The organism is Litorimonas sp. WD9-15, from assembly GCF_050271975.1.
GTDB lineage: Bacteria > Pseudomonadota > Alphaproteobacteria > Caulobacterales > Maricaulaceae > Litorimonas.
On the sequence record NZ_CP189850.1, the window covers coordinates 861066 to 882833 of the forward strand.

The 21768-nt window shown below is 50.9% G+C and carries 12 protein-coding genes, 3 tRNA genes and 3 rRNA genes; 10 read left to right on the forward strand and 8 right to left on the reverse strand.

Going from position 1 to position 21768, the window contains the following annotated elements; genetic code table 11:
- Positions 1-2 precede the first annotated feature (2 nt).
- Positions 3-863 carry an alpha/beta hydrolase gene (locus tag ACP9M6_RS04105; RefSeq protein ID WP_427453730.1) on the reverse strand — a complete coding sequence of 287 codons (861 nt, stop codon included), beginning with the start codon at positions 861-863 and terminating at the stop codon, positions 3-5.
- On the opposite strand from ACP9M6_RS04105, the gene ACP9M6_RS04110 reads away from it, so the two are divergent.
- The 3 genes from ACP9M6_RS04110 (at position 855) to ACP9M6_RS04120 (ending at position 4908) form a co-directional block, all read left to right on the forward strand.
- Positions 855-2132 carry a serine hydrolase domain-containing protein gene (locus tag ACP9M6_RS04110; protein ID WP_427453732.1) on the forward strand — a complete coding sequence of 426 codons (1278 nt, stop codon included), beginning with the start codon at positions 855-857 and terminating at the stop codon, positions 2130-2132. The genes ACP9M6_RS04105 and ACP9M6_RS04110 overlap by 9 nt on opposite strands.
- A gap of 68 nt (positions 2133-2200) precedes the next feature.
- Positions 2201-3667, forward strand: coding sequence for a carotenoid oxygenase family protein (locus ACP9M6_RS04115; protein WP_427453734.1), 1467 nt, complete (start codon positions 2201-2203; stop codon positions 3665-3667).
- Positions 3667-4908: an acetyl-CoA acetyltransferase gene (locus tag ACP9M6_RS04120; protein WP_427453736.1), complete on the forward strand. Its 1242-nt coding sequence runs from the start codon at positions 3667-3669 to the stop codon at positions 4906-4908. Before ACP9M6_RS04115 ends, ACP9M6_RS04120 begins: the two co-directional genes overlap by 1 nt.
- A gap of 74 nt (positions 4909-4982) precedes the next feature.
- Here the strand turns inward: ACP9M6_RS04120 and ACP9M6_RS04125 are convergent, their stop codons facing one another.
- From ACP9M6_RS04125 to ACP9M6_RS04145, 5 genes are all read right to left on the reverse strand, one after another.
- Positions 4983-5381: a hypothetical protein gene (locus ACP9M6_RS04125; RefSeq protein WP_427453738.1), complete on the reverse strand. Its 399-nt coding sequence runs from the start codon at positions 5379-5381 to the stop codon at positions 4983-4985.
- A gap of 9 nt (positions 5382-5390) precedes the next feature.
- Positions 5391-7829: a DUF4132 domain-containing protein gene (locus tag ACP9M6_RS04130; protein WP_427453739.1), complete on the reverse strand. Its 2439-nt coding sequence runs from the start codon at positions 7827-7829 to the stop codon at positions 5391-5393.
- A 159-nt stretch (positions 7830-7988) separates the two neighbouring features.
- Positions 7989-8741 carry a delta-class carbonic anhydrase gene (locus tag ACP9M6_RS04135; protein WP_427454748.1) on the reverse strand — a complete coding sequence of 251 codons (753 nt, stop codon included), beginning with the start codon at positions 8739-8741 and terminating at the stop codon, positions 7989-7991.
- 240 nt (positions 8742-8981) lie between these two features.
- Positions 8982-9719: an alpha/beta hydrolase gene (locus ACP9M6_RS04140; RefSeq protein WP_427453741.1), complete on the reverse strand. Its 738-nt coding sequence runs from the start codon at positions 9717-9719 to the stop codon at positions 8982-8984.
- 90 nt (positions 9720-9809) lie between these two features.
- Positions 9810-11078: an alkaline phosphatase gene (locus ACP9M6_RS04145; protein WP_427453742.1), complete on the reverse strand. Its 1269-nt coding sequence runs from the start codon at positions 11076-11078 to the stop codon at positions 9810-9812.
- Between the two features lie 703 nt (positions 11079-11781).
- On the opposite strand from ACP9M6_RS04145, the gene ACP9M6_RS04150 reads away from it, so the two are divergent.
- The 7 genes from ACP9M6_RS04150 to ACP9M6_RS04180 all read left to right on the forward strand — a co-directional run bounded on the left by ACP9M6_RS04150 (position 11782) and on the right by ACP9M6_RS04180 (position 21498).
- Positions 11782-13258, forward strand: a 16S ribosomal RNA gene (locus ACP9M6_RS04150).
- A 226-nt stretch (positions 13259-13484) separates the two neighbouring features.
- A tRNA-Ile gene (locus ACP9M6_RS04155) sits at positions 13485-13561 on the forward strand.
- A gap of 169 nt (positions 13562-13730) precedes the next feature.
- A tRNA-Ala gene (locus tag ACP9M6_RS04160) sits at positions 13731-13806 on the forward strand.
- Between the two features lie 299 nt (positions 13807-14105).
- Positions 14106-16894: ribosomal RNA gene (locus ACP9M6_RS04165) — 23S ribosomal RNA — on the forward strand.
- A gap of 182 nt (positions 16895-17076) precedes the next feature.
- Positions 17077-17191, forward strand: a 5S ribosomal RNA gene (gene rrf / locus ACP9M6_RS04170).
- Together the 16S, 23S and 5S rRNA genes with 2 tRNA genes alongside form the textbook arrangement of a ribosomal RNA operon.
- Positions 17192-17348: 157 nt before the next feature.
- Positions 17349-18749, forward strand: a complete 1401-nt coding sequence (locus ACP9M6_RS04175) for a YiiX/YebB-like N1pC/P60 family cysteine hydrolase (protein ID WP_427453744.1) — start codon at positions 17349-17351, stop codon at positions 18747-18749.
- A gap of 85 nt (positions 18750-18834) precedes the next feature.
- The gene (locus tag ACP9M6_RS04180) at positions 18835-21498 is read left to right on the forward strand and encodes a hypothetical protein (RefSeq protein WP_427453745.1); all 2664 of its coding nucleotides are present in this window, start codon (positions 18835-18837) and stop codon (positions 21496-21498) included.
- Here ACP9M6_RS04180 and ACP9M6_RS04185 read toward each other — a convergent pair.
- Both ACP9M6_RS04185 and ACP9M6_RS04190 read right to left on the reverse strand, forming a co-directional pair.
- The gene (locus tag ACP9M6_RS04185; RefSeq protein WP_427453746.1) at positions 21484-21651 is read right to left on the reverse strand and encodes a hypothetical protein; all 168 of its coding nucleotides are present in this window, start codon (positions 21649-21651) and stop codon (positions 21484-21486) included. The genes ACP9M6_RS04180 and ACP9M6_RS04185 overlap by 15 nt on opposite strands.
- 36 nt (positions 21652-21687) lie before the next feature.
- A tRNA-Met gene (locus tag ACP9M6_RS04190) sits at positions 21688-21764 on the reverse strand.
- Positions 21765-21768: the final 4 nt, after the last annotated feature.

The window sequence follows — 21768 nt, forward strand, 5'->3', positions numbered from 1 at the left end:
GGTTAATCCGCCTCTAGCTTTGCTAGCGTCGTTAGAACAATTTCACGTCCACCCATTAACCAGCCATTATGGTGTTCCCCGTTTTCCAGAATATGCGCGGTTTTTGGCCCGCTATAGCCGTCATAAAGCGATTGTCCTGAGGTGAGCGGAATGACCCTGTCATGCGTCCCATGTATCCAAATGAGGGGCATATCCAAGTTTCCCAAAGCTAAGTCAGACCGATAGGTATCTTTCATCAAAATTCCGACGGGAAGAAACCACATTGATTGTTTTGCAATCGCCTGGGTAGACTGAAAGGGTGCGTCCAAAATGAGGAGACCCGGCTGTTGGTTGGCTGCGACCTGTGTTGCAACGCCGCTGCCCAACGATGTCCCGTAGAACACGATGCGGTCCGGCGAAATGCTTTGCGCCAGCACCCAATCATGTTGTGCGATGGCGGAGGCGACGAGAGTCCTCTGCGTCGGCTTGCCCGCATTGCCGGGATAGCCCGGATATCCGATGGACATCACGCCATAGCCTTGCGCGTGAAGATCGCGAAAGATCGCCATATTGCTGTCTATCGCAGAAGCATTGCCGTGGAAGACGAGGATGACGGGCGCGGTATCCCGTGCGGGTGCGACCCACCAAGCCATGCTGCCATCCGCCGCCTCTATCTCGACCATCCAATCAGGCGGCGGATTATAGAATTCCGGCGGAAAATAGAGCAGGCTCCGTTGAAAAATATAGGCCAGCAGCAGAAGGATGAGGTAAGCGGCCAGCGCGATAAGAAGAAGGCGTTGTATCCAGATCATACCGAGGTGATGCCGCGTGGCTTCGCCCTTGTCAAAGCTGTGGCTTCGCCCCACAAGACAGACATGAAACATATTCAAACACTCCTTCTGTCCACCGTTCTTATAGGTGGCTCCGCCGCCTGTTCGCCGACCTCTATCGCGCAAGCGCCGCCTCTCGCCCCGGCATTCGACACGGCGGCCATGGACGCCATGTTGTCCGAGGCCGTGGAAAGCGGTGAAGTGATCGGCGTGCAGGCGCTCGTCTTTGATGAGGGGCAGACTGTTTATCGCGGCATGTATGGTCTCGGCGACCGAGAGCGGAATGTTCCCGTTGCGGAAGATACGGTCTACCGCGTTTATTCCATGACCAAGCCCATGACCGCGGCCCTCATCATGGACTTAATAGAAGAGGGAAAGCTGAACCTATCCGACCCCGCGTCAAAATATGTGCCGCAACTCGCTAATATGAAAGTGGCGAGCCTGGACGCGAACGGGGTCCCGCAATATGCGGACCAAGCCCGCCCCATGACGATTGAGGATCTCCTCCTACACCGCGCGGGATTGGCCTATGGCATTTTTGGCGTCGGCCCGATTGAGCAAGCCTATCAAAAGGCCGGATTATTTAACTCCAAGGAAACCGTCGCAGACCAGATGGATAAGCTCGGGGCCTTACCCCTCCTCGGGCAACCGGGGGAACAATGGTTTTATTCCTTCTCCATCGACGTCCTCGGAGTCATCGCGGAAATCGTCACAGAGCAGACATTGGGTGAGGCGTTGCAAGCGCGTTTCCTCGGTCCACTGGGTATGACGGAAACATCTTTCCAAGTCCGACCTGACCAAAAGCCGCGCTTTGTGTCTAATTATCTCCTGCAGGAAGATGGCAGTTATATCCTCGCCGATGATGGCCAAACATCTGACTATACGACGGGCCATAAATATGAATCCGGTGGCGGAGGCCTCGTTTCGACCACGGATGATTGGCTGAAATTCGCACGGATGTTGCTGAATGAGGGCGAGTATGAAGGCACGCGCATTCTGGAGCCCGAAACCGTGCGTCTCATGATGCAGGACCATGTTGGCTCTGACACGCCCTACCTCCTGCCGTGGTTGGGCGGCGAAACGGGCGCGGGCTTCGGCTATGGCGGGTCTGTACAAATGACGACAACGCCGGAACAGGAAGCGGAACGTGGACGCTATCCCGGCCAATTTGGTTGGGGCGGTGCCGCCCGCACAAATTTCTGGATCGACCCTGAAAACGACGCCATCGGCATCATCATGCTACAATTTTTCGGCGGAGATGATCCGGAGATACATGACCGCTTTCAGGCGATGGCCTTGGAAGAGACAAGGGATGACCGCTAGGCTTTGCATTTCTATGATGCGACTGTAAACCCTGTATAATTAAACTTCTCAACCTATTGGAACGTCAAATGGGTAAGCTTGTAAACACTGTTAAGGCGACGCTTTCTCCGTCGGACCATCCTTATCTAAACGGTGCGTGGACGCCGAATTTTGAGGAATATGATGATAATGCGATGGAAGTCATCGGGACGATTCCTGACGACATTGACGGCATTTATATTCGGAATACTGAAAACCCGGTTCACGATGCGATTGGCCGATATCATCCCTTTGATGGCGACGGTATGTTGCACATGATGCGTCTGTCCAATGGTCAGGCTGAATATAAAAACCGGTTCATCCGGACACGCGGGTTTGAAGCGGAACAAGAAGCCAATCGATCTCTCTGGATTGGCTGTATGGGCCGGCCGGATAAGTCTGAGCGACCCGGTCGGTGTGCCCATCCCTATATCAAGGATAGTTCGTCGACCGATGTCATTGTACATGCCGGTCAAATTCTCTCGACATTCTGGCAATGCGGCGAGGGCTATCGCTTGGACCCTGAAACGCTCGAAACTTTGGGCATAGAAGGCTGGACGCCGATTGACGGGATTTCCGCCCATCCAAAGCTGGACCCGCATACGGGCGAGCTGTTATTTTTTAATTATTCAACCCATGCGCCCTTCATGCATTACGGCGTTGTGGGGGCGGATAATAAATTAAAACACTATATTCCCGTGGACCTACCCGGTCCGCGCCTGCCGCATGATATGGCGTTTTCGAAAAACTATTCGATCCTGAATGACTTCCCGCAATTCTGGCCGGAAGCCATGATCGAACAGAATTTCTACATCCCCGTTTATGACGGCACAATGAAATCCCGCTTTGCCGTAGTGCCCCGTTACGGGTCGTCCGAAGAGGTACAGTGGTTCGAAGCAGACTCAACCTATGTCCTACATTTCATGAATGCCTATGAAGAGGGCGACGAAGTCATCATGGACGGATATTTCCAAGATAACCCACGTCCCGATGCATTGGAACATATGCCGGATAAATATAAGGTTATGGGCTCGAATGTCGATTTGCATTCCTTGCAAACCCACCTCCACCGCTGGCGTTTCAACCTGAAAACGGGCGAGACGATTGAAGAGCGTCTCTTCGATGATGAGATCGTTGAATTTGGAACTATCAATCCAAAAGTGGCCGGTGAAAAACATCGCTATATTTACAGTGTGCTGGGCGAGGATGGCTGGTTCCTCTTTACGGGATTGCTTAAACACGATTTGGAGACCGGTGAAACACAGCACTATGATTTCGGTCCCAACCGCTTTGGCTCAGAAGCACCCTTCATCCCGCGTCAGGGTGCCACGTCAGAGGATGATGGTTATATCATCAGCTTCATCACAGACATGACCTTAAATAGATCCGAATGCGTGATTTTGGACGCTAAGGATTTAGAGGCCGGACCCCTTTGCCAGATCATTCTGCCACACCGCATTTGCAGCGGCACACATGCCGTTTGGGCGGATGCGAGTGAATTAAAGGCGACCGCATAATGGCAGGGGATATCTATATTCTCGGCGGCCATCAGACTGATTTTTCGGTCAATTGGGCGCGGCAGGAGAAGACATTATTCGACATGTTTTCCGAGGCGGTTTTGAAAGGGTTGGAGACAAGCAAACTGGACGCGAAAGATGTCCAAGTCGGCCATGTCGGTAATTTTGTGGCGGAGCTTTTCACGGGTCAAGGCATGCTGGGCGGGTTTTTCGGTCATGTTCATCCGGACTTTTCCGGCATGCCGTCCTCCCGCCACGAAGGGGCCTGCGCGTCCGGTTCGCTGGCTATCCTCGGCGCGATGACGGATTTGGAAAGCGGGCGTTACGATTTGGCCTGTGTTGCGGGTATAGAATTAATGCGCAATGTGCCGGGAAAAATTGCGGCGAATAATTTAGGCGCGGCGATCTGGGTCGGGGAAGAAGCGCAAGATGCGTCCTATATCTGGCCGGCCATGTTCTCCGATCTCGCGGAAGAGTATGATCAACGCTATGGTTTGAAATATGATCATCTAGCCGAAATTTCGAAAATTAATTTTGCCAATGCGCGGCGTAATCCCAATGCGCAGGGACGGACATGGACATTTGAAGCCGAGAGTTTCACGGCCAATGATGAGTATAATCCCGTCATCGAAGGTTGGATGCGTCGCCAGGATTGCGGTCAAGTTTCTGACGGGGCGGCGGTTGTTTTTCTGGCGACGGAAACACGCGCGCAAGCCTATGCGGATACACACGGTATCGCACTTGAGACACTGCCGCGTATTCGCGGCTGGGGCCATACGACCGCGCCAATGTTGATGACGACGAAGCTGCAGGAAAGCGCGGCGCGAGAAGACGGGCAGGGTTACATGCTCCCTTGGACGCGCAAAGCCATTACGGACGCTTATCGCCGTGCGGGAATTTCCGGGCCGGATGATTTGGACGTGATCGAAACGCATGATTGTTTTTCCATCACAGAATATATGGCCATTGAACATTTTGGCCTCACGGCACCGGGTGAGGCGTGGAAAGCCATTGAAACGGGCCGTATCGGTTTTGACGGCGACCTGCCTGTCAATCCATCTGGCGGATTGATCGGTATGGGCCACCCCGTCGGCGCCACAGGTGTGCGCATGTTGTTAGATGCTGCCAAGCAAGCAACAGGCCGCGCCGGAGACTATCAAGTCGACGGCGCAAAGACCGTCGGGACTTTTAATGTCGGCGGCTCGGGTACGACAAATTGTTCCTTTGTCGTTGGTCTATAGGGTGGTGCGGCTGTGAATGGATAATCCATCACCGCTTTCATACGATGATGTCAGAGGGCGGCGCGGGAGTATCCTTAACCTCCGACAAGCGGCGTGAGCTTTAAGAACGTAATGCTCATATCCGGTAAAAGCGAAATTCTCTGTTCCAAACTTTCCGCTTGAACATCATTGATAAGAAGAATGTAACCGTTCGCAGTAAAGGCTTTTAGGGCTGTCTCAATTTGTTGGCCTGAATCAATTTTCCTGCGTGTCTTCATCGCATAACTATTCAGAACTTTTTCCGTTCCAGTGGGTTGAATGAGACCTGCAAAGCGGTCCTGTTTTTTTCGGTTATAAGCGTCGACTTCATAACGGACACGTTCGCGGATAATATCTGCAACACTGACGTCAGCCGTTAAAAACTCCAGTGCAAATTGGTTTAGGGTTTCGCCGCCCATGGTTTCATCTCGGATTATAACGTTTTGAAAACCCATCTTAGACTCCTATCTCAACTGGCTGAGAATTGTTGTATCAGTGATGTTATCATCTTCGGCCAAAAGGAAGGCCTTGGAAAGGACAATGGAAAGTCCCCGATCACCTTCAAAGGGCAGGTAGAGATTATCGAGTGACTTATTCTTACCTCGCCCGGGAACAATACAAAGGTAACGATCACCACGACTCGCAATTTGAATATTACCGCTACCGATATGGATGTTGTAGAGATGACGCTTTCCCTGAACTTGAAGGAACCGACCTTCGATTTTTGCAATATCTCTGATTTTTAAACGGGGTAATAGTTTCTCCAGAACGGCCTTGCGCGTTTTGGCCGTTTCATTGAGATTGCCAAAAGCAAAGCTTTGCCAATATTGTTGCGTCCGCGGGGCTCCGCCTCGGTCGGCCCAAGTCGGATCATTCCCTACGCTAGCTACACCCACAAAGAGATCCGCATCCCGCAGAATTTCAGAGAGGATAATCGGTGGAATATCTATAAGGTCGACGGGCGTATCATCTGCCTTGACGAAGCGCACCTGATCCGTCGCGACAAAATCCCAAATACCGGAATCGTTGAAACTATCCGCCTCGTCTAATATTTCATCAATCCAGAACTGCGCCGTCAAATCATAGGCGGGTAAAGGCTTTTGGGCAATTTCATTGTCCCGCCCATCATCATAGGCCCCCATCAGTGAATAAGACCATCCGCGTATGGCCGCCAATGCGTTGAGCTGATGCTGTTTAAGAATATGTGCCGCCATCCGATTTGAATAAACACGTGTAGTAATTTCCGCATCGGTGAGAATGTAAACTTCGCGATAGGCTTGCTTTAACGGTTGCTGAATTTGTAGTATTTCAAAACGGTCTCGCCAAGCCATGATTGTGTCAATGTCACTCATAACGGGGTGCCAAAGTCGTAAAGACGTAATGTCAGCATCAATGGTTTTCCCCGTCACATCTTCCCATTTTTCATTATGGAAAAGGGCGGGAACTGTATCGCCGTTAATTTCTAATTGCCAAATTAGTGTTCGGGCCAAAGGTCCGACGAGACCGTGATTCAGGTAGGCTTTGCGATGCGCTTCGGGGGTCCAACTCATATCCTCGGTATAGAGACGGTCGATCCGGTCACGCTGGGCGGTCGACGCCTTCTTGATATTTTTGGCCGTTGCACGGATTGCGGTGAGTTGCTTTTTCAGCGTCTCACTTTCCTTGATAAAGCTCGGCACAGATTTTTGCGCTGAACCGTCAGGCTTGATCCAAGACAGTTTTGCCTCGCCAATGCGTCGGGCATCCAGACGCAAGGTATAATCTTTGAAAGCATAATCACGCAGGCCTTGGGTCAAACCAAAATCCGGCGCAGCCATTTCTTCGATTTCTGCTGATTTCAGGCCCAAGCGTTTTGCGTTTTCGTCAATTTTCTTTTGTATGAGTTTTTGGGTATTGTTCTGCTTTACGCGGAGCTTAAGGCGTGAAAGATGCGCGACGCCGGATAGGCCTTTTGAGGTGGACAGTGTGTAAATACAGGCATTGCCAAGCGCAGGTGCGGCGGGGCCAATTCCGGGAAGGCGTTCGAAACATTTTTCTGCGAGCGCTGCGATTGAGGCAAGGCTCTTCTCATCATGAAATCTGGCCATACCCCAAACCAGGCCTTTTATCATGGTTTGCAACGTGCCGTGCAATTGACCACGACTATAATAGTGGCGCGCCTCTGCTTCTGGGTAATGAAAGGCATTGGATGTTTTGCCGGCCCAGCTCGCCCAATCCTGAAAAGCGGTCCGAAATTCATCTTTACCAAGACGTTCGATATCTGTCGTCAAAGCGGTTTGAAGCTTCTTCGTCGGCTTTGATCCGTTTGCAGATGCTGCTGAGTTGAAGAGGCGGTTCCAATTCTCTAATTGTTTTTCCGAAAGGCCATTTGTCCAATTCCGAATATGCTCAGCGAGATATGTATTTCCCAATTCAAAAACGGGCGTAGGCCCGTCCTCTCCAACGATTGCGGCAATTTTTAGCTGAGCTTTTTGTAGGTTGGTACCATAACTGCGGGTTGCCCATTCCGGCCAAGTTAGCATGTCTTTCAGGCTAAGGAGCTCTGAATCTGTCAAACCTTCTCGCTTAACAGCCTTCTCAAGCTGAGAGACGATAAGTCCGATGGGCCATTGATAGAAGCGTCCCGATTTTCGAGCTTTTAAGATCGCCAGCAGATGAATAACCTGAGTCGGCGTAAACTCCGCCTTACGTCTGAGAAGAAGGCCATATGCTTCGCGGAGATTATACCCATAAGTCTCGTTCCCTTTCTGAGCAAAAGGCGGGTTTTCTGCGAAGAACAGGAGAAACTCTGCGCGTTCGGTCGGGCTCAGCTCGGTATACCCAATGTCAGCGGGAGAGCCTTTAAACGGTTGGTATCTGTGATAAGCTCCGTCTTTCACAAAGAGCTCAAAGAATTTTTTCATGAGTGGAGGGGCCGGTGTTAGATTTTCTTGTCCGGCTTGCCGTTGTTCAGATTCGGCTGGTGTTGATTTTTTCTTGCGCTTCCAGAACATAAAAAATCCCCCTTCGGTTTATATGGCGAAGGGGGACTGTAATTCATCAATCCTAAGATTGTATTTTAACTACTCAATCGGGGACAGCAGTTCTGGTGCTGTGACGAGCTGGCGGACGCCGTGGCTTTCTGTCTCGTTAAAGACGTTACCGGACTTTGCCCACGCGTCGAGGGACGCGATGTCGAGCTTTTCACATTGTGGGCGGACCGACCATGTGACTTGTGCTGGCGAGCAGACGGACTGATTATAGCTCGGCCCTGTTGTGGAGCCACGGAAGACGATGGGTGTGCCGTTTCCTGTTGGGAGGGCTTTTGGCTGATACTTAAAGTTCAGACGATTGCCTTGGTAAGCATAGTCCATGAAGTCGGACGCATTGCGGTCATTGACGACGAGGAAGACTTGCGTCTCCACGCGCAGAACCGGATCCGTACAAGTGTCCGGCACACAGGCACCAAGGCCTTCGCCCGGTGTTGCGTCACAGGATGTGTGGACCCAGTGGACCTCGATCGTGTCGCCGGATTTAACTTTGCCGTAGCTGCCTTCATAAGGCGCGAGTTCTGCTGCCGTCAGATCAGCCGTTTCATTACAGGCATATCCACCGTAATCGCTATCATCGACAAACATCTCAAAACCCGGACCTTTATGTTCGGCATTTGTGTGGGTGTGAATATTGCAGAGATTCATCTGACCGCTGGACGGGGCCATTGTGAAGTCTGTCAGGTTAAGACCGACTTTGCTGGAAATATCGCGCGGTGTTTGCGGGCCCATTGTCGTGCAGAGCGGGCCATCGGCTGTCGCCATTTTCACGTCTGTTTTGGCCATTTCAGCCTCTTTGACCATCGGGTCGGTTTCACAGGCTGCGAGACCAAGTGCGGCGACGCCCATGACGAGTGTGGATTTCATAAATTTGGACAAGATAGTCTCCCCATTGAAGGTAATGCTATGCCGCCGGTCCGACGACTTGTCCTTACATACGCGATAGCAGGTGAAACGGTTGCTGACTCTCTTTCTATATTTTCAATAGTCTAAAGCTATAGTGTTCTGATATCATGATGCTGTAATTTATGAAGGTATGAAAATCCTATCTAGTTCTGCTTTCACAAGTTTCAGGCTTGGTGGGTGATAGCCAAAAGCTGTGTGGCTGCATTGGACCTCATGATGTCGGGCATGGGGTGTCCAGCGATCCAGACTGGCGGTCCAACTCACAATCGCATCTGTTTTTGAATAGATGGATGTAACGGGGCATTGGATGGGCGTGTCCTGCCGCGCGAGTATCCCTGCATCTATCCAATCAATATCATAGCCGCGCTTTTCATATTTGCGGCGCGTTAGGGTATATTTTGGGCCCCCGACAACAGGGGATCCGAGCGTGATGACGCCTGCCACATGAGCCGGATAATCCCGTGCGGCTTCGCGGGCGATGAAACCGCCAAGGCTCCACCCGACTAGCGCGACGGGGCGGCCCAGCTCTTCTGATATATTTTTCACTCGCGCGCCGAACCGATCACACAGGGCGGGAACTTCACCTTCGCCATTGTAATGTTTATCGGCTTTGTCTTTCTGCCAACCGTCGGACAAGTCTTCCAGATCACCGTCCCACCCTTCACCGGCCATATTTCGGCCGAGCCCCCAGCCTCGGGCATCATAACCCGCATTTTTGAGATATTGGCGCAGGAAGCGAAGGCTGCGGTCCGACGCCCAGAGACCGGGTACAACAATCACGGGCGGAGAGCCGTCTACATCAGCTTCCACAGTCGCAATCGTGCGCCGCAATCCCCGCACTTCCAATGGGAGTAGCAAACTCCGTAAAAGGTCCCGCTTTCGCGGGCCTTTTAGAGGGATTTCAGACGTGTCCGGGCTCACAATTTTTCACGCATATATAATGTATGCTTATTCGGCCAGAAGGTCGGCGAGAATGCGTCCGATCTCGTCCTGTTCCATGACGCCGTTAAAGCGCTCTGCGCCGGGGCCCGTCGCGAAGAGGGCGACATCCTCTCCCGCATGGGTTTCACTCCGAAGGCGGACGGCCGTTTGCTGGCGGTAATCGGGGGCTTGGACCATGTTGTCGGTCAGCGTTTCTGAATCGGCTTCGCGCACATTTGGTCCGTTCTGATAGCCCAATGTCGTGTAGGTCTTGCCGTCATCGTCCAGCGCATATTCGAGATGGGCTATTCCGGTCTCCGGATCGACGGGGCGCGAAAGGCCGAGTATTGGATTCCCGCGGGCTGGATAGCCGGCCATTGTGAAGACATGGCTGTGGTCAGCAGTCACAAGGATGAGTGTGTCATCATCCGCTTTTGCAACGGCTGCTGAGACGGCCGCATCCATCGCTTGCAAATCCTTCAATGCGCGAAAGGCGTTCGTGCCGTGATGGGCGTGATCGATACGACCCGCCTCGACCATCAGGACATAGCCGTCGCCATTGGAGGCCAGGCGGTCCATGGCGAATGTTGTCATCTCCGCAATGGAAGGCTCTTCCGTCCCGGCACGGTCGGCTTCGAATGACATATGTGACGCATTGAACAGGCCGAGCAGGGGTTGGCTCGTATCTGCGGCCATCATATCGGCCTTTGTGCTTGCGGTAGCGCCCGGCCAAGCCGCGACTTGCGCATCTGTGAATTCTTTCCGCCCGCCTCCAAGCGCCAGATCAACCTCGCTTTCAATCAATTGCTGCGAAATGCTTTTACAGCCCTCCATGGCAAAGGGACCTTCTAGGTCTTTATCCGCTTCGATGTCGCGACTAGCGGAATGGGAGTACATAACGGCGGGTGTCGCGTGGGTCAGGCGGGCCGTGGAAATGACACCAACGGCCTTTCCATCGGCTTTCGCCTTGTCGGTCAGCGTAGGGGAGGTGTCGCCGCCACAGCCTTCGGCCAGCATATTTTCCAAATTCGCATCGGGCCGAACATTCACTGCGCCGATATTTGTCTTATATCCGGACAGGATCGCCGTTGCCGTTCCGGCCGAATCCGGCACCTGTGCATTTGTATTATAGGTCTTGATGAGGGCGAGCTGCTCAAATGTGTCCCAAGACAGCTCGTGCTCCTCCCCTTTTTTGCCCATTTCCTGCCCGACAAAGATTCGACCGGCGGTGATTGTCGAGATGCCCATCCCGTCCCCAATGAAGACAATGATGTTTTTCGGAGTCGAATCTGACATTTTTTGAGTCGCGACTGAATTTTTTTCGCCTGAATCAGTATTTTTTTTCATGGTGATTTGGGTCGACGACTCGCCCGAATTGCTATTTTCAGTGCTTTCTGCTATGCATGCTGTCTGAAAAAGAGCTGTTGAGATCAGTAAAAAAGCGGAAAAACGCTTCAGGTGCTGGAGTTTAGCGGCCATTTTGGGTGTTCCTGTGGATAAGTGGTTTATCAAAACCACGGTTTTATGGGGGTTTCCGTAGCACAAGGTGGATAAGCTGCAAGCAAAAGCATCTTTCTGCACTTTTAGCGAAAAAAGGTGTTGCGGAAAAAAAATCACCCCCCTATATAGCGCTCCTCGCTGAGAGACACACAGTCAACCGGCGGGAACGGGAGCCCCTCTCCTCGAGCGGGGCTTTTAATTTGGAAGCGGATTAAATTCGTAACCAGCTGTTTTACATCGTGAATATTGGGAAGAGAGACGCAGGCGGCGTTTGGCTGTGAGCAGATGTGGTAACACACTGCACATTAACTGAACGACTATGTCTGAAGTTTCTTTTCGAAAGTTATGACATTGCTTGGCCTATTTCGATAGGTTGAGGAACTCGTAATTTTCTTTGAACGCAAAACGTTGAAATGTATTTATGCATTTCAGACGTCAGTGGTTCTTGATTACTTCGGTGATCACGAACGATTAACAACGACATGGTCAGTTTCACTCTCAACCTGAGAGTTTGATTCTGGCTCAGAACGAACGCTGGCGGCGTGCTTAACACATGCAAGTCGAACGAGAAACTTACTTCGGTAAGTGGACAGTGGCAGACGGGTGAGTAACGCGTGGCAACCTACCTTTCAGTACGGGACAACAGTTGGAAACGACTGCTAATACCGTATACGTCCTCCGGGAGAAAGATTTATCGCTGATAGATGGGGCCGCGTTAGATTAGCTTGTTGGTGAGGTAATGGCTCACCAAGGCGACGATCTATAGCTGGTCTGAGAGGATGATCAGCCACACTGGGACTGAGACACGGCCCAGACTCCTACGGGAGGCAGCAGTGGGGAATATTGGACAATGGGCGAAAGCCTGATCCAGCAACGCCGCGTGAATGATGAAGGCCTTAGGGTTGTAAAATTCTTTCGCTAGGGAAGATAATGACTGTACCTAGTAAAGAAGCCCCGGCTAACTCCGTGCCAGCAGCCGCGGTAATACGGAGGGGGCTAGCGTTGTTCGGAATTACTGGGCGTAAAGCGTGCGTAGGCGGACTATTAAGTAAGGGGTGAAATCCCGAGGCTCAACCTCGGAACTGCCTCTTAAACTGGTAGTCTTGAGTTCTGGAGAGGTGAGTGGAATTGCTAGTGTAGAGGTGAAATTCGTAGATATTAGCAGGAACACCAGAGGCGAAGGCGGCTCACTGGACAGATACTGACGCTGAGGCACGAAAGTGTGGGGAGCAAACAGGATTAGATACCCTGGTAGTCCACACCGTAAACGATGAGAGCTAGTTGTCTGCAAGCATGCTTGTAGGTGACGCAGCTAACGCATTAAGCTCTCCGCCTGGGGAGTACGGTCGCAAGATTAAAACTCAAAGAAATTGACGGGGGCCCGCACAAGCGGTGGAGCATGTGGTTTAATTCGAAGCAACGCGCAGAACCTTACCTACCCTTGACATGCCGGTCGCGATTTCCAGAGATGGATTTCTTCAATTCGGTTGGACCGTGCACAGGTGCTGCATGGCCGTCGTCAGCTCGTGTCGTGAGATGTTGGGTTAAGTCCCGCAACGAGCGCAACCCTCACTGTTAGTTGCCAGCATTTAGTTGGGCACTCTAGCGGAACTGCCGGTGCTAAGCCGGAGGAAGGTGGGGATGACGTCAGGTCCTCATGGCCCTTACGGGTAGGGCTACACACGTGCTACAATGGCGCTGACAGAGGGTTAATCCCTAAAAGGCGTCTCAGTTCGGATTGTCCTCTGCAACTCGAGGGCATGAAGTTGGAATCGCTAGTAATCGTGGATCAGCATGCCACGGTGAATACGTTCCCGGGCCTTGTACACACCGCCCGTCACACCATGGGAGTTGGTTCTACCCGAAGGCGCTGCGCTAACTCGCAAGAGAGGCAGGCGACCACGGTAGGGTCAGCGACTGGGGTGAAGTCGTAACAAGGTAGCCGTAGGGGAACCTGCGGCTGGATCACCTCCTTTCTAAGGAAAGATTTGAGTGTCTTCTTTGCACATTCGCTTGCGAATGTTGCTTAACGTACGCTTTTATCTTTTTAGAAAATATAACGGTCCATTGGCTCACGCCACGTGGATCACATAGCGGTTAAACGCCGTCTTCGTTTTTCTTCCCATTCGTTTGCAACCGCCGCGCGGTTGATTGTTCTTACAATCAACTTGCTGCGATGAGGTTGTAAATGTGTTGATATGGAGGCCGGTAGCTCAGCTGGTTAGAGCGCGCCCCTGATAAGGGCGAGGTCGGAAGTTCAAGTCTTCTTCGGCCTACCAACATCAATTTTGCTTTAGCAAAAATGATGACCCCGAGGCAGTGATTGGCGAAGCCAAACACGTTCGGGCCTAACCTTTCGAGATGCAAAACGTTCCCGCATATTTGCTTCGCAAATATTGCTCTAAACGTTCCGCATTCTGAACATTTTTGCTTCGCAAAATTGTTCTGGGGGCTTTAGCTCAGTTGGTAGAGCATCTGCTTTGCAAGCAGAGGGTCAGCGGTTCGAATCCGCTAAGCTCCACCATTTTCAACACACAAAGTTTTGTCACCGACCTGGGTTTACTCAAACTGGATGGCAGATATTTGACATCGTATAAGGAGGGCTCATCCGCCCAGAGGCTTTGCGCTGATTTAATCAGGCAAGGACTTTAATCGACAAGGATGGGCTTTAAATAGTAAAGATATCGTCTGGCAGCTCATGTCAGTGAGGTTGTCTGGGACACTAAACCCGGGCATTTTATTCCTCGCGCATGGGCGCCAAACATTGACGGTTGTGGTCCTAACTCTTCTGGTCGGGACCATGACCATCTCAAGAATCTGAAGAATCAAGCGTTACAAGGGCGTTTAGTGGATGCCTTGGCGCACAGAGGCGACGAAAGACGTGATACGCTGCGATAAGCCTGGGCGAGGTGCGAATAACCTTCGACCCCAGGATTTCTGAATGGGGAAACCCACCTTTACAGACCCCGGTACTTTTCTCATGCTTGCATGAGATTGTTACCGAGGTTTGTGTTAGGTATTTTTAACTGAATACATAGGTTAAAAAAGCAAACCCGGGGAACTGAAACATCTCAGTACCCGGAGGAAAGGACATCAACCGAGACTCCGTTAGTAGTGGCGAGCGAACGCGGATCAGGCCAGTGGCAATTTACAACTAATCAGAACAAGCTGGGAAGCTTGACCATAGTGGGTGACAGTCCCGTATGAGTGTTGTTGTTTATTGTCCTCGAGTAGGGCGGGACACGTGAAATCCTGTCTGAACATGGGGGGACCACCCTCCAAGCCTAAGTACTCCTGTGCGACCGATAGTGAACAAGTACCGTGAGGGAAAGGTGAAAAGTACCCCGACGAGGGGAGTGAAACAGTTCCTGAAACTGAACGTCTACAAGCTGTCGAAGCTACCTTGCGTAGCGACGGCGTACCTTTTGTATAATGGGTCAGCGACTTAGTCTTACTAGCAAGCTTAAACCGTTAGGTGTAGGCGCAGCGAAAGCGAGTCTTAATAGGGCGACTGAGTTAGTAGGATTAGACCCGAAACCAAGTGATCTAGCTATGAGCAGGTTGAAGGTGAGGTAACACTCACTGGAGGACCGAACCCACTTATGTTGAAAAATGAGGGGATGACTTGTTGCTAGGGGTGAAAGGCCAATCAAACTTGGAGATAGCTGGTTCTCCGCGAAATCTATTTAGGTAGAGCGTCAAGTATTACCCTCGGGGGTAGAGCACTGGATGGGCTAGGGGGACTCACCGTCTTACCAAACCTAACCAAACTCCGAATACCGAGGAGTACAGCTTGGCAGACACACTACGGGTGCTAAGGTCCGTAGTGGAAAGGGAAACAGCCCTGACCGCCGTCTAAGGTCCCTAAGTAATGACTAAGTGGTAAAGAATGTGAGAATGCTTAGACAACCAGGAGGTTGGCTTAGAAGCAGCCATCCTTTAAAGATAGCGTAACAGCTCACTGGTCAAGCGTTCCTGCGTCGAAAATGTACCGGGGCTTAAGTCATTCACCGAAGACGCGGGTGCACATTTATGTGCGCGGTAGCGGAGCGTTCCGTAAGCCTGTGAAGGTCATCTGTCAGGATGGCTGGAGGTATCGGAAGTGAGAATGCTGACATGAGTAACGATAAAAGGGGTGAGAGACCCCTTCGCCGAAAGATCAAGGTTTCCTGCGCAATGCTAATCAGCGCAGGGTTAGCCGGCCCCTAAGACGAGGCAGAAATGCGTAGTCGATGGGAATCACGTTAATATTCGTGAGCCATTGGGTGGTGACGGATGCTGTATATAGTTCCTCCTTATTGGATTGGAGGGGCTGTGAAAGCGTTCCAGGAAATAGCCCCCATTTGAGACCGTACCCCAAACCGACACAGGTGATCAGGTAGAGCATACCAAGGCGCTTGAGAGAACTCTGCTGAAGGAACTCGGCAAATTACCTCCGTAACTTCGGGAGAAGGAGGCCCACCATCGAGGCAACTCTTTGGTGGGGGCACAGACCAGGGGGTGGCGACTGTTTATTAAAAACATAGGGCTCTGCGAAGTTGCAAAACGACGTATAGGGTCTGACGCCTGCCCGGTGCCTGAAGGTTAAAAGGAGGAGTGAAAGCTCCGAATTGAAGCCCAGGTAAACGGCGGCCGTAACTATAACGGTCCTAAGGTAGCGAAATTCCTTGTCGGGTAAGTTCCGACCTGCACGAATGGCGTAACGACTTCCCCACTGTCTCCAGCAGAGACTCAGTGAAATTGAATTCCTCGTGAAGATGCGAGGTACCCGCGGCTAGACGGAAAGACCCCATGCACCTTTACTACAGCTTCACAGTGATATTAGATAACATTTGTGTAGGATAGGCGGGAGACTTTGAACCGTGGGCGCCAGCTCGCGGGGAGTCGTCCTTGAAATACCGCCCTGATCTTATTTGATATCTAACCGCGGTCCGTTATCCGGATCCGGGACCCTGTGTGGTGGGTAGTTTGACTGGGGCGGTCGCCTCCCAAAGAGTAACGGAGGCGCGCGAAGGTTGGCTCAGACCGGTCGGAAATCGGTCGTTGAGTGCAATGGCATAAGCCAGCCTGACTGCGAGACTGACAAGTCGAGCAGAGACGAAAGTCGGTCATAGTGATCCGGTGGTCCCGCGTGGAAGGGCCATCGCTCAACGGATAAAAGGTACGCTGGGGATAACAGGCTGATGACGCCCAAGAGTCCATATCGACGGCGTTGTTTGGCACCTCGATGTCGGCTCATCGCATCCTGGGGCTGGAGAAGGTCCCAAGGGTATGGCTGTTCGCCATTTAAAGCGGTACGTGAGCTGGGTTTAGAACGTCGTGAGACAGTTCGGTCCCTATCTACCGTGGGAGTAGGAGTTTTGAGAGGATCTGCCCTTAGTACGAGAGGACCGGGGTGGACATTCCTCTGGTGGAGCTGTTGTCACGCCAGTGGCATTGCAGCGTAGCTATGAATGGACAGGATAACCGCTGAAAGCATCTAAGCGGGAAACCCCCCTCAATACGAGAACTCCCTTGAGAGTCGTTGTAGACTACAACGTTGATAGGCTGGGTGTGGAAGCATAGTAATATGTGGAGCTTACCAGTACTAATAACTCGATTGGCTTGATTCATTTCAGATTGTTTCTTGGCCAAGGTTGACTGCTCTTCGGAGTGATTAATCAAACAAGAAACGTTAGCGCCCATGCGCGTGGACTAAAATGTCCATACGCTGGGGCTGTTCAGACGATATCTTTACTATTTAATCCGTTTATTCGGCTCGTGAGAGCCGTTTAAACAACATAGCTTGCATTGACCGGGTGGTTATTGCGAGAGGTCCCCACCTGATCCCATCCCGAACTCAGTCGTTAAGCCTCTCAGCGCCGATGGTACTTTGTCTTAAGGCACGGGAGAGTAGGTCGCCGCCCGGTTTATCCAAGCTATAGTTTTTCCTCCTTATATTATACACAAGAGCCCTGTTTGGTTAACGCCAGCGGGGCTTTTTGCGTTTTTGATTTACACATATAGTCTGAAGATAGCCAGAAATTGCCTGGCGGGATTTAATTTGGATTGAAAAGGAACGCGATCTTGGATCAAACCTCCAATAAAGCAGATCCTCGTCAGTTCAATCATGGTGAGAAAGCACCTTATCTCGACCAAAGTCTCTTTTCGACGACAATTGGCAGAGACAACCCCGAAAGATCTTTCCATCTCAGAATTTTAACGGCGGCCTATAAGGCATTACCAAAGTCTTCCGATATAGAGATGTTGCTCGAAGATGCACAGGCTGCAGAGGCGCGCGGATATTATAATCCAGATGAAGATGAACGGCTGCGTGTGACCTATGCCCGCTACCTCGCGATCCGAGTGTCTCTATGGGAGGTTATAAAAGAATGTGAGGCCGGCGCAAAACGGGTACAGTCTGACCCTGATAGCGCTTCGCAGAGCGACATTTGTTATTTTGGCCTCGCCTTTTGCGCGGCTGAAATCATCGTTAGGACGGGTGAATATCTAATAGATCTCGCGCGCCAACGTAAGGCTGTATGGCAAAAGCTAGATGAAGCTGAAAAACGCTACGGCATCCCGAGAAAGAGTTTCACGCGCCTTTATCGACAACTCACTTCCGCGATACGCATGCATGGGTTTTATCGGGCGTGTGATTTTTTTGATGAATACCGTGGACAGGTCTTCGAGGCCCTAAAACTGTCGGGATATGAAACTGTAATAGACATTCTCATTGACTTAAACCTACCAACGGCCTCTCGCGGGAACCACCTTCGCCGTTACCGTCGGTTTTTACGGCACTCCCTCAAGCGCCGACATGGCTCAGCGCTACGAAATATTCTCTTTTCAGTTTTTGAAATGATGGGATCTGATATTGCGGACCTAAAGATCCCGCTCGTGAAGCCCTTAAAGGCAGAAAAGCGCGTGACGCCTGAACTTCGCCACACACTGAAGAGCATATTACAGCCGGGTGATGTATTCGTCACCCGGCATGACGATGCGATGAGCAACCTATTCCTTCCGGGATTCTGGCCCCATGCCGCACTCTGGCTCGGGGCAGAGGATGCCGATATTCTGGAGGCGAAGAAAGACGGGGTCCTACTGCGTAATCTTGAGGAGACCTTGCAGGTTGATGCTTTTGTGCTCTTGCGACCCAAGCTTAAACCTGCGCAAATTTCAGCAGCTCTCAGTCGGGCGCGCTCTCATACGGGCAAATTATATGACTTTATTTTCGATTTCAGCACGGCCGATCGGCTCGTTTGTACGGAAGTCATTTACCGTACCTATAATGGGGTCGGCGAAATTGATTTTAAGCTCGGTCGACAGGCCGGCCGCTATTGCTTATCTGCTGAGGACCTTTTGAACCAAAGCCTTCAGGCTGATTGGTTCGACGTGATTGCGGTCTACGGATTGGACGGAGATAATTTACAAAAAGGCGTTCCTGCAAGGAACCGCTTAAGGACCAGCTTTTCCGCCACTTTTTAAGAGTGCCAGATAGCGCAAATAGGTCATGGTCATCATATTCCGCTTCCGTCTATAAGGCTGACGTTAAATAGGGATTGCTCTGATTATGGCAGATCAAAAATCAGCAAAAACCACGTCGAAAAAGAAGCTATATCTTCATATTGGGCGACATAAAACGGGTACATCTTCGTTACAGAATTTCTTCACCCAGAAATCAGACCTCTTGGCAAGTCGGGGCATTTTATATCCTAAAACCGGTCGAAAAACACCGCACGGCACGGCGGCAACAGCCCATCATGAATTCAGTCATACCCTACATTATAAACCCGCTGAGGAGGTTGAGACACTTTTTCGAGATTTAGCGAAAGAGGCTGAGGGTTTTGATACCATTCTCCTCAGCAGTGAGGATTTTCAAAATCAAAAAGATTTCAAGCGTCTTGCCGTTCTTTTTGCTGATTATGACCTGACCGTCATTGCTTATATGCGTGAGGGCTTAGGGTATGGGCTGTCCGGATTTGCGCAGCGCATCCATTTTAGCGGAGAGATATTCAATATCCGCCAGTATATGGAGCGTCAGAATATAAGAATTACGGCCTTTATAAGAAATTGGAGTCGCCTCGCGGAACGTTCGGTTTTCCGTCTCTATGAGCGGGATAAACTCAAAAACCGTGACATCGTGGAGGATTTTCTCGACATTATTGGTCTCGATGATGTTGAGGACACAAATGTCGTCATCGAATCCAACCCCTCCCTCTCAGGAAATCTTCTGGGCCTGAAAATGCTCCTGAATTTAATGGGGCAAAGTATGTTAATCCCCTATGTCGCGTTCGAGGCTGCCGCGCGATTGGCCCCGACTTTCAATGGAAAGATATTTGTAAGTGACCGCCTCGCGCAAGAATTGCGGGGTCTGGATGATTATAATGCCGTACTAAAAACTATGTTCCCTGATATGACGGAGCCTTCATTCGAAACGGGTTCAAAAGTTTTTGATCTCTCCCGTTGGGATGCAGATATGGACTTGATTGCGTCTATTCCCGAATTCTCATTCGCCAAAACGCTTCGGTTGGGCGCCCTGGGACAGGTTCTGGAAAATCATGGTGTTGCTGCTGACCTGGGTGAAACAGATTTCCTCACGCAGGATCTGATTGAATCCATCCAATTGCCTGGCGGCGCGCAAATTCAACAGGTTCGCGAACGTGCAGTCGCCGCTGCCAATGACGCAGTCCTCGCCCGTAAAGCCAGATCTGTCGCCGAACTTGCCGCTGCCAAAGCCTTAACAGATGCGAGGGCCGCATTTGCCAGTCGCGATGAGATGGCGGAGAAGTTGAAAGTCCGCACGAAAAAGCTCGAAAAGGATATGGCCGACGCCAGTCTAAAAATTGAAGAGATTAGACGTGAACGCGATGACGCAATTGCGACCTATAAATTATCCGCTGAGACAGCTTTGAAAGATCGCGACGCCGCGCGGGCTGAGCTGAAATCTCAAGGGGAGAAGTTGAAGTCTGACGCGGAAGCGACGCTCAAGATTTTCAATGAGAAGATTGAGAAATTAACGACGGATCGTGATGCTCTTGCGGCGAAATTGAAAGAACAGGCTGAGAAATCCTCTGAGGATATAAATGTCCTGACGGAAAAGGCTGAGACAGCTTTGAAAGATCGCGATGCCGCGCGGGCTGAGCTAAAATCTCAAGGGGAGAAGTTGAAGTCTGACGCGGAAGCGACGCTCAAGATTTTCAATGAGAAGATTGAGAAATTAACGGCGGATCGTGATGCTCTTGCGGCGAAATTGAAAGAACAGGCTGAGAAATCCTCTGAGGATATAAATGTCCTGACGGAAAAGGCTGAGACAGCTTTGAAAGATCGCGATGCCGCGCGGGCTGAGCTAAAATCTCAAGGGGAGAAGTTGAAGTCTGACGCGGAAGCGACGCTCAAGATTTTCAATGAGAAGATTGAGAAATTAACGACGGATCGTGATGCTCTTGCGGCGAAATTGAAAGAACAGGCTGAGAAATCCTCTGAGGATATAAATGTCCTGACGGAAAAGGCTGAGACAGCTTTGAAAGATCGCGATGCCGCGCGGGCTGAGCTGAAATCTCAAGGGGAGAAGTTGAAGTCTGACGCGGAAGCGACGCTCAAGATTTTCAATGAGAAGATTGAGAAATTAACGACGGATCGTGATGCTCTTGCGGCGAAATTGAAAGAACAGGCTGAGAAATCCTCTGAGGATATAAATGTCCTGACGGAAAAGGCTGAGACAGCTTTGAAAGATCGCGATGCCGCGCGGGCTAAGCTGAAGTCTCAAGGGGAGAAGTTGAAGTCTGACGCGGAAGCGACGCTCAAGATTTTCAATGAGAAGATCGAAACGTTGAGCGGAGAGCGTGAAACGCTTGCAACACAATTAAAGTCGCAGGCTAAAAAATCATCCGAAGATATAAAAATTCTGACAGATAAGGCCGCAAAAGCTTTGAAAGATCGCGAGGAACTGGCAAAAAGACTGAAGGCGCTTACTGCAGCCTCTTCTAAGGACATAGAAACATTCAAGCAGCGGGCAAAAAAAGCGATCAGTGATAGAGATGCGGCGCGAGCTTCACTGTCCGCAAGGGATGCTCAGTCCAAAATATTAATGGGACAAATTTATTATTTTCGCGCGGAAAATTTCCGTTTGAAAGGTAAACCTGAAACGGCTCAAGAAATGTATCAAAAAGCCATTGAATGTGATCCAGACAATCAAGATTATATTCAAAAATTAGAAGCTTTAAAAGTCAGCTAATTTGTGACGATTTGAACCTTCCGATGTCTCGGTGTTTCTTTGATCTTGAGGTGTCGGGTTGTAGTTCTCGGTGATGCTTGGGTTTGTTTTTACTTCGAGAGACGCATAAGAAGAACGCGCTAAGGCTGCGCGTTTTTTCTTCGCTTTGTCCATAAAAAAACCGCCCTTGCGGACGGTTGTGTTTTGGACTGGTTGCGGGAGTAGGATTTGAACCTACGACCTTCAGGTTATGAGCCTGACGAGCTACCGGGCTGCTCCATCCCGCGCTAC